We start from the raw sequence: 13,608 nt of genomic DNA on the forward strand, positions 1-13,608 counted from the left end.
GTGCGCCTGAAGTGCATCAAGCTGGTGGGGTTCAAATCTTTCGTCGACCCCACCACGGTGAACTTCCCCAGCAACATGGCGGCTGTCGTCGGCCCCAATGGCTGTGGCAAATCCAATATCATCGACGCCGTGCGCTGGGTGATGGGCGAAAGCTCGGCCAAGAACCTGCGCGGCGAGTCGATGACCGACGTCATCTTCAACGGCTCCACCAGCCGCAAACCGGTCAGCCAGGCCAGCATCGAACTGGTCTTCGACAACTCGGACGGCACGCTGGTCGGCGAGTACGCGGCGTATGCGGAAATCTCCATTCGCCGCAAAGTGACCCGCGACAGTCAGAACAGCTACTACCTCAACGGCACCAAATGCCGCCGTCGCGACATCACCGACATCTTCCTCGGCACCGGCCTGGGGCCGCGCAGCTATTCGATCATCGAACAGGGCATGATCTCCAAGCTGATCGAAGCCAAGCCCGAAGACCTGCGCAACTTCATCGAAGAGGCCGCAGGGATTTCCAAGTACAAGGAGCGGCGCCGGGAAACCGAAAACCGCATTCGTCGCACCCACGAGAACCTGGCGCGTCTGACCGACCTGCGTGAAGAGCTCGAGCGTCAGCTGGAGCGTCTGCACCGACAGGCTCAGGCCGCCGAGAAGTATCAGGAATACAAGGCCGAAGAGCGTCAGTTGAAAGCGCAATTGTCGGCCCTGCGCTGGCAGGCGCTGAATGATCTGGTGGGGCAGCGCGAGGCGGTGATTGGCAATCAGGAGGTCGGCTTCGAGGCGCTGGTGGCCGATCAGCGCAGTGCCGATGCCAGTATCGAAAGGCTGCGCGACGGCCACCATGATCTGTCCGAGCGCTTTAACCTGGTGCAGGGCCGCTTTTATTCGGTCGGCGGCGACATTGCCCGCGTCGAGCAGAGCATTCAGCACGGTCAGCAGCGGCTGCGCCAATTGCAGGATGACCTGCGCGAAGCCGAGCGTGCCCGCCAGGAAACCGAATCGCACCTTGGGCACGACACCACCTTGCTCGCCACCCTCGGCGAAGAGCTGGAGATGCTCGAGCCCGAGCAGGAAATGACCAGCGCGGCCGCCGAGGAGTCGGCCATCGCTCTGGAAGACGCCGAAGCGGCCATGCAGGGCTGGCAGGAGAAGTGGGACGTCTTCAATCAGCAATCCGCCGAGCCGCAGCGTCAGGCACAGGTCCAGCAGTCACGCATTCAACAGCTGGAACAGAGCATCGAACGCCTTGCAGAGCGCCAGCGGCGGCTGGCCGAAGAGCGTCAACTGCTGGCCGCTGACCCGGAAGATGCGGCCATTCTGGAATTGAGCGAAGACCTCGCCGCCCGTGACATGACCCTTGAAGAGCTGCACATGGGCGAGGAGCAGGCGGTCGAGCGTCTTGAACAATTGCGCGAGGCGTTGCAGCACGCCAGCCAGGCGCAACAGCAGGCGCAGGGCGAGCTGCAACGTCTCAACGGCCGGTTAGCGTCCCTGGAAGCGTTGCAGCAGGCGGCACTTGACCCGGACACCGGCACTGCCGAGTGGCTGCGGGATCAGCAACTGGCCGAACGGCCGCGTCTGGCCGAGGGGCTGAGCGTCGAAGCCGGCTGGGAACTGGCCGTGGAAACCGTGCTTGGTGCGGATTTGCAGGCCGTGTTGGTGGATGACTTCGACGGGCTCGATCTGGCCGGTTTTCAGCAGGGCGATCTGCGCTTGATCGGCGCGGGTGCCGATGCGGTTCGCGCGCCCGGTAGTTTGCTGGAAAAGGTCGACAGCACGGTTGATCTGTCCGCCTGGCTGGGCCAGGTGATACCGGTGGAGAACCTGGACCAGGCGCTGGCGCGGCGTGCGCAACTCAGCGCCGGGCAAAGCCTGATCAGCCGTGACGGCTACTGGGTGGGGCGGCACTTTTTGCGTGTACGCCGCGCCAGCGAAGCGCAGAGCGGGGTGCTGGCGCGCGGTCAGGAATTGCAGCAGCTGGGTCTGGAGCGCGATGAGCGCGAAGCGACTCTGGCCACCCTGGAAGAGCAGTTGCTGGTCTTGCGCGAGCAGCAGTCGCAGCAGGAAGACGCTCGTGAGCAGTTGCGCCGTCGCGTGCAGGACGAAACCCGTCAGCAAAGCGAATTGAAAGCGCAGTTGTCGGCGGTCCGGGTAAAAGTCGAGCAGTTGACCCTGCGGCGCACTCGTCTTGATGAAGAATTGGCCGAGTTGGGTGAGCAACGCGCTGTCGAGCACGAGCACCTCGGCGAATCGCGCCTGCAATTGCAGGATGCACTGGACAGCATGGCGCAGGATACCGAGCAGCGCGAGGTGCTGCAGGCGCAGCGTGATGCGCTGCGTGAGCGTCTGGACCGGATACGTCAGGATGCGCGGCAGCACAAGGATCACAGTCATCAGCTGGCGGTGCGTCTCGGCTCGATCAAGGCGCAATACGATTCGACCCGTCAGGCGCTGGAGCGCCTGCGCATGCAGTCCGAAAGGCTGACCGAGAAGCGCGAGCAACTGAGCCTGAATCTGGAGGAGGGCGAGGCACCGCTCGAAGAACTGCGCCTCAAGCTTGAAGAACTGCTGGAGCGGCGCATGGTGGTCGATGACGAAATGCGCATCGCCAAGAACGCACTCGAAGACGCTGACCGCGAATTGCGCGAGGCAGAAAAGCGCCGCACCCAGGCCGAGCAGCAATCGCAGCTGCTGCGTGGCCAGCTGGAACAACAGCGTCTGGAGTGGCAGGCGCTGACGGTGCGTCGCAAAGCCTTGCAGGACCAGTTGCATGAAGACGGCTATGACCTGCATGGCGTGCTTGCCACACTGACGCCGGAAGCCAGCGAACAGGCTGCCGAGCAGCAACTGGAAAGCATCGCCGGGCGTATTCAGCGCCTGGGCGCGATCAACCTCGCGGCCATCGACGAGTATCAGCAGCAGTCCGAGCGCAAGCGCTATCTGGATGCGCAGGATGCCGATCTGGTCGAAGCGCTGGACACTCTGGAAAACGTCATTCGCAAGATCGACAAGGAGACCCGAAACCGCTTCAAGGATACCTTCGATCAGATAAACAGCGGAATTCAGGCACTTTTCCCAAAAGTTTTCGGTGGCGGCTCCGCTTATTTGGAACTGACGGGCGAAGATTTACTCGATACTGGGGTGACAATCATGGCGCGTCCCCCCGGCAAGAAGAACAGCACCATTCATTTGCTGTCGGGTGGTGAAAAAGCCCTGACGGCGCTGGCGCTGGTTTTTGCCATTTTCAAACTCAATCCTGCGCCGTTTTGCATGCTTGACGAGGTGGATGCGCCGCTGGATGACGCCAACGTGGGTCGCTATGCACGTTTGGTGAAAGAAATGTCACAAACGGTGCAGTTCATCTATATCACCCACAACAAGATCGCCATGGAAATGGCTGATCAGCTGATGGGGGTAACGATGCACGAGCCCGGCTGTTCGCGGCTGGTGGCGGTGGATGTGGAGCAGGCGATGGCGCTGGTGGATGCCTGATTCGACGCCTCGTTCTGCGGGCAAGTGGCTGTCCAGAGGCCTGAAAACGAGACGCTGGTACATGAGATGGCAACTTGGGCGGCGAAGAGACGTAACAGACGGTGTAAAGTTACCTTTGGTCGTGCTAGTTTAGTGACCACTTTTTATTTTCGCGTGGGCGAATTGCCAGTCAGAACATAGACTTGGCACCACGTATTAAAGGGGTTTAGGCCCTTATTTTCAGATTTCTTCATTAGAGGCACTGGATTACATGGAAATCGGTCTGCGCGAGTGGCTGATCGTCATCGGCATAATAGTCATCGCCGGTATTCTCTTTGATGGCTGGCGCCGTATGCGCGGCAGCAAGGGTAAATTGAAATTCAGACTGGATCGGAGCTTCTCCAACCTTCCGGATGAAGAAGAGACCACGTCTGCCGAACTGCTCGGGCCGCCTCGTGTGCTGGATACCCACAAGGAGCCGCAGCTCGACGAGCACGATCTGCCGTCCATGAGCGCCAGCCCGCGTGAAGGCAAGCGTGGCAACAGCGAGAAGCGCAGTGACAAGAAGCGCAAGGATGAGCCACAGCAGGGCGACCTGAACCTGGATCTCGACGGCCCGAGCCTGTTTACCGCACGCGACGACGATTTCCCGGACGACAAGCCGGCCCAGCGCATCACCGAAGACAAGGACCTGCCTCCGGTAGAGGAAGTGCTGGTCATCAGCGTGATCTCGCGCAGCGAAGGCGGTTTCAAGGGCCCGGCGCTGTTGCAGAACATTCTGGAAAGCGGCCTGCGTTTCGGTGAGATGGATATTTTCCACCGTCACGAGAGCATGGCTGGCAACGGCGAAGTGCTGTTCTCGATGGCCAATGCGGTCAAGCCCGGCGTGTTCGACCTGGACGATATCGACCATTTCAGCACCCGTGCAGTGAGCTTCTTCCTCGGCTTGCCAGGCCCTCGTCATCCCAAGCAGGCATTCGATGTGATGGTTGCCGCCGCTCGCAAGCTGGCTCACGAGCTGGATGGCGAACTGAAGGATGATCAGCGCAGCGTCATGACCGCGCAGACCATAGAGCATTATCGCCAGCGCATCGTCGAGTTCGAGCGTCGGGCGTTGACCCAGCGTCGCGGTTGAGCAAACCCTTGGGCAGGTCTCCGATCATGAGCGTGCTGCGGCCCGCTCTGGCGGGGCCTGACCTGAACAGAACAGAGCCAACAGATTAAGCAGCCTCGGCTGCTTTTTTGCTTTTTGAGAGAACACCGTATGAAGGCCGTCGAAACCCGAATCCTGGAACTGCGTGCACAGCTGGATGAGCACAACTACCGCTACCACGTTCTGGATGAGCCGAGCATTCCGGATGTCGAGTACGACCGCCTGTTTCACGAGCTCAAGGCCCTGGAGTCGGAAAACCCTCATCTGGTCACTCCCGATTCGCCGACGCAGCGGGTCGGAAGCGCGGCCTTGTCGGCGTTTACCCAGGTGCGCCACGAAATGCCGATGCTCAGCCTGGGCAACGCGTTCGAAGAAAACGACATGCTCGAATTCGATCGCCGGGTCACCGAGGGGCTGGATCTGCCGGCCGGCGACCTGTTTGGCGAAGGCAGCAAGGTGCAGTACAGCTGCGAGCCCAAGCTGGACGGTCTGGCAGTCAGCCTGCTGTATCGCGACGGCGCGCTGGTGCGGGGGGCGACGCGCGGCGACGGCACCACCGGCGAAGACATCAGCGTCAATGTGCGCACAGTGCGCAACATCCCGCTCAAGCTGCAGGGCAAAGGCTGGCCGGATGTGCTGGAAGTGCGCGGTGAAGTGTTCATGTCCAAGGCCGGTTTCGAGCGCCTCAACGCCAGTCAGCTGGAAATCGGCGGCAAGACCTTCGCCAACCCGCGCAACGCAGCGGCAGGCAGCCTGCGTCAGCTGGATTCGAAGATCACGGCCAACCGGCCGCTGGAGTTTTGCTGCTATGGCCTGGGCCAGACGTCGGCGGAAATCGCCGACACTCATATTGGCGTGCTTGAAACGTTGAAAAAATGGGGCATGCCGGTCAGCCGCGAGCTGAAACTGGCGAATGGCGTCGAGGAGTGTCTGGCCTATTACCGCGATATCGGTGAGCGACGCCTGGCGCTGACTTACGAGATCGACGGCGTGGTGTTCAAGGTCAACAACCTGGCAGCGCAGCGCGAACTGGGCTTTCGCGCCCGTGAGCCGCGCTGGGCGATTGCCCACAAATTCCCCGCCATGGAAGAACTGACCGAACTGCTGGATGTCGAGTTCCAGGTAGGCCGCACGGGCGCAGTAACGCCGGTCGCGCGGCTCAAGCCGGTCAAGGTGGCAGGCGTCATGGTCGCCAACGCCACGCTGCATAACATGGACGAAGTGGCGCGGCTCGGCCTGATGATTGGCGACACGGTGATCATCCGGCGTGCCGGTGACGTGATTCCGCAGGTAGTGCAGGTGGTTGCCGAGCGCCGCCCCGAGGATGCCAGGGCGGTGCAGGTTCCACAGACCTGCCCGGTGTGCGGCTCGCATGTCGAGCGCACGCAACTGATCAAACGCAGCAAAGGCAAGGAAACCGTCACCGAGGGCGCGGTGTATCGCTGTGTCGGGCGTCTGGCCTGCGGTGCGCAACTCAAGCAGGCGATCATTCATTACGTATCGCGTCGCGCCATGGACATCGAAGGGCTGGGTGACAAGACCATCGAGCAACTGGTCGATGAGAAACTCATCGGCTCGCCTGCCGATCTGTACAAACTGAAATACGAACAGATCATCGACCTGGAAGGTTTCGCGGAAGTCTCCAGCAATAAATTGCTCAAGGCCATCGCCGACAGCCGACAGCCGACCCTGGCGCGTTTCATCTATGCCTTGGGCATTCCCGATGTGGGTGAGGAGACGGCCAAGGTCTTGGCGCGTTCGCTGGCGTCACTGGAGCGTGTCCAACAGGCCTTGCCGGAAGTGCTGACCTACCTGCCGGATGTCGGCCTGGAAGTCGCATACGAGATTCACAGCTTCTTTGAGGACGAGCACAACCGTAGCGTCATCGATGCGCTGCTCGGTGAATGCGGTTTGCAATTGCAGGACCAGGGCGAGCTGGGCGCCGAGTTCGCGGCCAGCACCACGCTGGAAGGGATGATCGACAAACTGCACATTCCGTCGGTAGGGCCGGGTGCTGCGCAGAAACTGGCGGACCGGTTCGGTACGCTGGAGGCCATCATCAGTGCCGACTGGCTGGACATGCGTCAGGCACTGCCGGAGAAACAGGCCAGGTCGGTTCGCGATTTCTTCGACGACAGCGCAAACGCCGAGCGCGCCCGCGCCATCGAAGCCCAGCTCAAGGACTTCGGCATGCACTGGCGCAGCGAGAAAAAAACCGTCGAAGGTTTGCCGCTGGCTGGCCAGACCTGGGTACTGACCGGCTCGCTGGAACGCATGAGCCGCGATGTCGCCAAGGAAAAGCTCGAAAGCCTCGGTGCCAAGGTGTCCGGCTCGGTCTCGGCCAAGACCCACACCGTGGTTGCCGGGCCTGGTGCTGGCTCGAAACTGACCAAGGCCAACGAACTCGGCCTTACCGTTCTGGACGAAGATGCACTGCTCAAACGCTTGGCCGAGCTGGGTGTGGCGGTTGATTGAGGAAGACCGACGCTCCGTATGCCCTGATTATCGTGCGACGCTCCGCGTCGTATGCAGTTCTGGACGCTCTGCGTCCGGTCTTGAGTGTGATGGTGCGGCGTAGATCTGTGACGCGGAGCGTCACGCACGGCATTCCCACGCTGGAGCGTGCGGAACGATAATCCCAACTACCGTGCGATGCTCTGCTTAGGCATGTCTTGATTATCGTGCGACGCTCCGCGTCGCATGCAGTTCTGGACGCTCTGCGTCCGGTCTTGAGTGTGATGGTGCGGCGTAGATCTTTTGCGCGCAGCGTCACGCACTGCATTCCCACGCTGGAGCGTGAGGAACGATAATCCCGACTACCGTGCGACGCACCGTTTTGGCCCATGAACACGCCGTAAGCCTCATCATCCATGCCGCTCGATAATATTTTGAACCCCTGAAGCGTCGGTATGATCTAGTCCATGCAAGGTCAACGGGAGATCGCCATGTATCGCTTTTTCGAGCAACTGAGTTCACGCATCACCGCCCCATTTGTCGGCGAATCCAAACGTAACAGCAAGGTCTGGCAGTGCACCTGTGGCCAGTCGGTGTTTTTCCCCAATACCCAATGCCTGGCCTGTTCTGCAGCGCTGGGCTACCTGCCTGAGCAGGGGCGTGTCGCTACGCTCGAAGCGGGGCCTGAGCCTACTACCTGGCGCCTGAGCGATGAGCCGGGTGCCGGGTTGTATCGGCGTTGCGCCAACCTCGGCACCCCGGCAGCCTGTAACTGGCTTTTTCCAGAGCATAATTCCGGCGAATTCTGTGTTGCGTGCAGCCTCAATCACACCATTCCCGACCTGTCGGTGGTTGAAAACGGCGAGCGCTGGCGCAAGGTCGAGACCGCCAAACGGCGTCTGGTCGCGCAGCTGATTTCCCTGGGCCTGCAGGTCATTCCCAAGACTGTCGACGAAGAGACCGGTCTGGCCTTCGACTTCGTCGGTGTCGATCTGGAGGGCAACCTGCCAACCACAGGCCATGCCAACGGCCTGATCACCCTGAACATCGAAGAAGCCGACGACGCACACCGTGAAGCGATGCGCGTGCAGCTGCACGAACCCTATCGCACCTTGCTTGGCCATTTCCGTCATGAAGTCGGCCACTACTACTGGGATCGGCTCATCGCCAATACCCACTGGCAGGACAGTTATCGCAACCTGTTCGGCGACGAGCGCGCCAGCTACGCCGACGCGCTCGATCATCACTACCAGAACGGTGCGCCGGACAACTGGCAGGAAAGCTTCGTCAGTGCCTACGCGACCATGCATCCTTGGGAAGACTGGGCCGAAACCTGGGCGCATTACCTGCACATGATGGATGCGGTCGACACCGCGCTGGGGTTTGGCATGAGCGCTCGCGACATGGAGCTCGACTACCAGCCGTTTCCGCTGGAAGTACTCTACGACCCTCAGCATCCGGGCGGCCCGGCGTTCCTGTCGTTCGTCAATGCCTGGATCGAGCTGGCGAGCATGCTCAACGAGTTGTCACGCAGCATGGGGCAGCCGGATTTCTATCCGTTCGTGCTGCCTCAAGCGGTCATCGCCAAGCTGCACTTCATCCACCTGGTGATTCAGGATGCCGGTGGCAAGGCCGATGAGGTTTTGCAGGCCCAGTAACGCGGGCCATGCCTGACACGCTTCGGCGGCGTGTCAGGCCTTTGTGCAAAAGCGGCTCAAAGCGTCAGGGTCAGCCTGCGCTCGAAACCGATCCGCCCGCGATACGCCTCACCGGTATCGACCCAGCCCTGGCCGGTATAAAGCCCGATGGCGGCCGAGTTGTCCGCATCCACCGACAGCATCAATTGAGTGATGTCCGGCCATTTCAGGCGCAACGCCGCAGGCAATGCTTGCAGGCACGCCTTGCCCAGCCCCTTGCCCTGTTCACGGTGATCGATCTGCAACGCATGCAGTGTCGCCGTCAGAGCCTCCTGAGCCCAGTGCGGCAGACAATCATCGCGCTTGAGCAGGAAGAACCCCACCGGCTTCTCGTCACCGAGCAGCGCGAAGCCGCAAATATTCGGGCTGGGTCTGACCAGAAGCGTATTGAGCGCGGTGTAGATGTCGCCGGAGAACTGTATCTGTTCCTGCGTAACCTCGAGGTATCCGAGCTGTTGGCGTTGAGAGGCGCTGAGGTCGTGGTAGTCGACCAATCGAGTCTGCATGAGCAACCTGCTGGCTGATTATGGTTGAGGCGGGCAGGGTACAGGATCGAACGGGGCCGCTTCGAGGATTTGTAACGCTGATGACCGGCACGCATTTGCCTTTCAGCCCCGGCACACAAGTGCTTGAGCCCCCTCGAAATTTTTATCCGCAGCAACGGTTGTAAACTCGCGCAAGACCGGTACAATGGCGCGGCTCGCCAACTGGTGAGTGTCGTTATGGTGACCCCATCGGTCCCCCCGCAACGATTACCCGTGAACCTGGTCAGATCCGGAAGGAAGCAGCCACAGCGGGAACATTGTGTGCCGGGGTGTGGCTGGTGGGGGCACCACCTATCTCAAGGTCCTTTTCTGAAAGTGGCCTGCTCGTAAAAATGAAAGCCTATTCCTGTTTCGACGGCGCCCTGCGCTGGCGAGAACTTCGTGCGTCTGTAAAAACAGTCTGCCCGGCACGGAGATAACCGCCGGATGTCTCCAGGCCGGCGGTTAATCCTGCATGGCCTGCCTTACTGCCATCGTGCCAGGAAGATGGAGCGACCACTCTGATGGGGCGAGCGGTGTACCAGTTTGGGAATGCTGTCTTCGCAAATACCTTTGCCCGCAAAGAAATAGAAGCGGTCTTGCTTGGCTTCTCTGGTTCTCTGCTCGACCGCCCTGGCATCCAGAGGCGTCATTTTCCCAAAATGCCCCGCTTCAAATATTCCTTCTGATTCTGCGCGCTTCACGTATTCGGTGCCGCGACCCTCGATGGTGGCGATGCAGATGACCTTTTTCGGCCCCTTATCCTGATGCCATTGGTCTGCGCCCTGATTTTTGGCCCTTCGCAGTTGGAACTCATGAGGCCTCAATTGTTGTTGCTTCCCGGTAAGAGTGGTTGCAATGTCCTTCGCTACGGCTGTTGTTGATCGTTCGTAGTCGGTTGCTTTCAAATCAATAACCTTTCCAACGGTCTCCTGTCTCCAGGCGGGGTTACTGAGACTGCTTTGCTCATGCAAAAAACGTCTTGTAGGTTCTGCTATGGGAACGGTGAAATACCCTTTCTCCATGAGTTTTGCCGTCTTTTCCTGGATCTGTTCCGGCTTCAGCTTCAACTCATCAAAAGGCTGGGGCTGGGTGTAGTAAGCCGATGTGCCAACTCCGCCGCGAATGCCGTAGGTCACGGATATTTTCCTCTGCTTGAATGTGGTGTTAACCACGAATTGGCCTTTTGGGCCGCTTGAACGCTTGGGGCTTGGTAGCCCGTCGCTCGGGGCCGTGAGTGGCAACTCATTGAGGAGAGGTTCCATGCTGTCCGATCAGTTTCGACGAACAGTGAAAACTCGGTGTGCGTTCAGGTGATCGATCAATAGCCAATTCAACTGAACCCTCACTTCCACACACCCCCTAACTCCTTACGCGTCGCTTGAAACCGTTTTACGGCAAGGGGCAATTCAAGTCGCTGCGGGTGTCACGGGCTTTTCGGTCAGGCGTCTCGCAGCAGTGGAGCCGGGGGCCGGATGGAACAGGACATCATCAGATTTTTCACAGACTCGCAATTTCTGGGCATATCGCTCGCCAACTGGATACTGGCTATTTTCGCCTCGACCCTGAGTTTTATTCTGGTCAGGGGCGTGATCGGTTTTGTGCTCAGAAAGATGCGCTCGCGTGCGGATGCGCCCAGCACGCATATGCGATACATCGTGGTGCAGGTGCTGTCGGGCACCAGTAATACGTTATTGCTGCTGGCTTCCATTCTGATCGGCATCGGCATGCTCGATCTGCCGGAGCGCTGGCTCGGGCGGGTCAGCAGTCTGTGGTTCGTGGTCGCCGCATTACAGGTCGGGCTGTGGGCGAACCGGGCAATCGCGCTCGCCTTGCAGCGCTACTTCGTGCGTCACAACGCCGGCGGCACCTTTCAGGGCAGCGCGCTGGCCACGTTGAGTCTGTGGGGTGCGAAGGTGCTGCTGTGGGCCACGGTGGTCATGGCGATGCTGTCGAACGTCGGGGTCAATATCACCGCGTTCGTCGCCAGCCTCGGGGTCGGCGGCATTGCGGTCGCACTCGCGGTGCAGAACATTCTGGGCGACGTGTTTGCTTCGCTGTCCATCGCCGTGGACAAGCCTTTCGAGGTTGGCGACTTCATCGTCGTCGGTGCGTTGTCCGGCACGGTCGAGCACGTGGGCCTGAAGACCACGCGGATCCGCAGCCTGGGTGGCGAGCAGATCGTGATGGCCAACGCCGACATGATCAACAACACCATCCAGAACTACAAACGCTTGCAGGAACGAAGGATTGTCTTTGAGTTCAGGCTGACCTATGACTGCTCGGTCGATCAGATAAGGGAAGTGCCGAAGAAAGTCGAAGCGATCATCAACGCGCAGAAGCTGGCACGTTTCGATCGTTCGCATTTTCGGGGGTTTGGCGAGACATCGCTGGAGTTCGAGACCGTTTTTATCGTGCTCGACCCCAGCTACAACGTCTATATGGATGTGCAGCAGGCGATCAATCTGGACATCATGGAAGCCTTTGCCGAACTGGACGTGCGTTTCGCGTTCCCGTCCCGCACGGTGTACGTGGCGTCCCTGCCACCGGTGAAAACCGCTCGTCCGACTGCGCTGGAGGCTGCCGACGCGACCACCTGACGGGATCAGGCCGGAAACTGCAGCGCGTTGGTCAGGTCGCCCATCGGCGCCTGGCCACGCGCGATCATGGCCTCGTCACGGCGTTTCAGGCCGTCGAGTTTTTCCAGGCCATGCACGCGGGTGATCAGGCGCAGGATCGAGGCGGTGTCGTAAACCGTGTGGTCGACCTTGCCCTTGCGGGCGAAAGGGGAGATGACCAGAGCGGGAATGCGCGTGCCGGGCCCGAAGCGGTCGCCTTTTGGCGGCGCGACATGGTCCCACCAGCCGCCGTTCTCGTCGAAGGTGACGACGATCACCATGTTGTCCCACTGTGGGCTCTTGCGCAGCACCTTGATCACCCGGTCGATGTGCCGGTCACCCGAAGCAACGTCGGCGTAACCGGCGTGCATGTTCAGGTTGCCCTGGGGCTTGTAGAAGGTTACCGCAGGCAACTTGCCCGCTTCGGCATCGGCGAGAAAGCGATTGGTGCTCGACTCGTCACCCAGCCCGCCGTCACGCAGGCGCTTCTTGCGCTCTTCAGGGTGCTGCGGCCCCTGCTGCTTGAAGTAGTTGAACGGCTGGTGATGGTATTGAAAGTTGGGGATTTTCGGGATCCCGGTGGAGTCCTTGAATTCATCCAGCGTCACTTGCCAGGCACCGGCGTACCACGCCCAGTCAACATTCCTTTTCGACAGCTTGTCACCGATGTGCTCGTGGCTTTGCGGAACCAGCACGTTGGGCAGATCCGGTTTCGAGTAATCAGGGTTTTGCGGGTCGCGCAGCCAGGTTGGCCAGTAGGGCGGGGCCATGGTGTTGACGGCGTAGTTGTCCGGCGTGATGGCGCTGGGGCCAAATTGTGGCGGTCCGTCCATGGCGCTGGCCGGCGACTTGTCGAGCGGTTTGAGGCGCGGATCCTGCGGGTTGAAACTCTGCAAGGTAGCGATTTGCGACTTGGCCGGAGATTCGGCGGCGTTCGGGTAAATAGGCGCGGTGGCTGAAATCAGGTACTGGTGATTGAGGAACGAGCCGCCGAAAGCACCCTGAAAGAAGTTGTCACACAGCACGAACTCCTCGGCCACGTCCCACAGGCGCAGCGAGTACTGAGTCTGTGCATAGTTGCCCATGGTCAGGCCGCCTGCATCCGCCCAGGCCACGAAACGATCGTTCTTGCCGTCGTTGATCTGCATCTGGTTCTGGTAAAACACGTGCCACAGATCGCGGGTCACCAGGCTCAGCGGCAGGTCTTCACCGTTCGGTCCCTTGAGCGGGAACGGCGCGTTGGGCAGGTCTTGCTGAAACTGCTCGCCCACCGGATAAGTCACGCCATCGACGGTTTGCGGTCCGACCTGCAGCACGCCGCCCCAGGCAGGTGGCAGTTTGGACAATCGCGTGCCGTCGCGGTCGCGCTGCTCGTAATCGGAAGGCCTGAGCGAGGAGAGCGGCTTTTCGACACCGGGGAAATCGCCGAACAGGTTATTGAAGCTGCGGTTCTCGGCGTAGATCACCACAATGGTTTTCACATTTTCGCGCAAGGCGCGATCCAGCGCGGGTCCGGCAAGGTGATGATGCCGTTCGTTGTCGCCGGGCGGCTTCTCGTGGGCGGAAACGTAGCTGCTAAGGGTGACACCTGCACCCAAGGCAGCCATCCCGCCCAGAAAACGACGGCGGCTGGGGTTTTCGTTGGTATCTTCGTCGTCTGGTCTGTCGCTCATCGCCAAATACTCGCGCTGGTT

At 60.4% G+C, this 13,608-nt stretch carries 8 protein-coding genes and 1 other RNA gene; 6 read left to right on the plus strand and 3 right to left on the minus strand.

From position 1 onward, the window contains the following. From smc to ACW55A_RS12520, 4 genes are all read left to right on the plus strand, one after another. Entirely contained in the window at positions 1–3,489 is a 3,489-nt protein-coding gene (gene smc, locus ACW55A_RS12505) for a chromosome segregation protein SMC (protein WP_455808044.1), read from the plus strand. Between the two features lie 250 nt (positions 3,490–3,739). After that, positions 3,740–4,603: a cell division protein ZipA gene (gene zipA, locus ACW55A_RS12510; protein ID WP_003371459.1), complete on the plus strand. Its 864-nt coding sequence runs from the start codon at positions 3,740–3,742 to the stop codon at positions 4,601–4,603. A gap of 129 nt (positions 4,604–4,732) precedes the next feature. Continuing rightward, positions 4,733–7,096 (plus strand): NAD-dependent DNA ligase LigA, encoded by a 2,364-nt coding sequence (ligA, locus tag ACW55A_RS12515; RefSeq protein WP_498810996.1) that lies wholly within the window; start codon positions 4,733–4,735, stop codon positions 7,094–7,096. Positions 7,097–7,542: 446 nt separating this feature from the next. Then, complete coding sequence (locus ACW55A_RS12520) at positions 7,543–8,733, plus strand: zinc-binding metallopeptidase family protein (RefSeq protein ID WP_498810997.1); 1,191 nt, start codon at positions 7,543–7,545, stop codon at positions 8,731–8,733. A gap of 56 nt (positions 8,734–8,789) precedes the next feature. Here ACW55A_RS12520 and ACW55A_RS12525 read toward each other — a convergent pair whose 3' ends face one another. Further along, the gene (locus tag ACW55A_RS12525; RefSeq protein WP_044308597.1) at positions 8,790–9,278 is read right to left on the minus strand and encodes a GNAT family N-acetyltransferase; all 489 of its coding nucleotides are present in this window, start codon (positions 9,276–9,278) and stop codon (positions 8,790–8,792) included. A gap of 226 nt (positions 9,279–9,504) precedes the next feature. Here ACW55A_RS12525 and ffs point away from each other — a divergent pair. Beyond that, an RNA gene (gene ffs / locus ACW55A_RS12530) (signal recognition particle sRNA small type) lies at positions 9,505–9,601 on the plus strand. A 180-nt stretch (positions 9,602–9,781) separates the two neighbouring features. Here ffs and ACW55A_RS12535 read toward each other — a convergent pair. Next, positions 9,782–10,435 (minus strand): DUF1826 domain-containing protein, encoded by a 654-nt coding sequence (locus ACW55A_RS12535; protein ID WP_024663017.1) that lies wholly within the window; start codon positions 10,433–10,435, stop codon positions 9,782–9,784. Positions 10,436–10,771: 336 nt separating this feature from the next. On the opposite strand from ACW55A_RS12535, the gene ACW55A_RS12540 reads away from it, so the two are divergent. Then, positions 10,772–11,896 (plus strand): mechanosensitive ion channel family protein, encoded by a 1,125-nt coding sequence (locus tag ACW55A_RS12540; RefSeq protein WP_003315176.1) that lies wholly within the window; start codon positions 10,772–10,774, stop codon positions 11,894–11,896. Between the two features lie 5 nt (positions 11,897–11,901). Here ACW55A_RS12540 and ACW55A_RS12545 read toward each other — a convergent pair whose 3' ends face one another. Continuing rightward, a complete protein-coding gene (locus tag ACW55A_RS12545; protein WP_498810998.1) occupies positions 11,902–13,587 on the minus strand; it encodes an acid phosphatase in 1,686 nt (561 codons plus the stop codon). Between the last annotated feature and the right edge of the window lie 21 nt (positions 13,588–13,608).

The sequence above is a fragment of the Plantibacter cousiniae (nom. nud.) genome, from assembly GCF_977070315.1.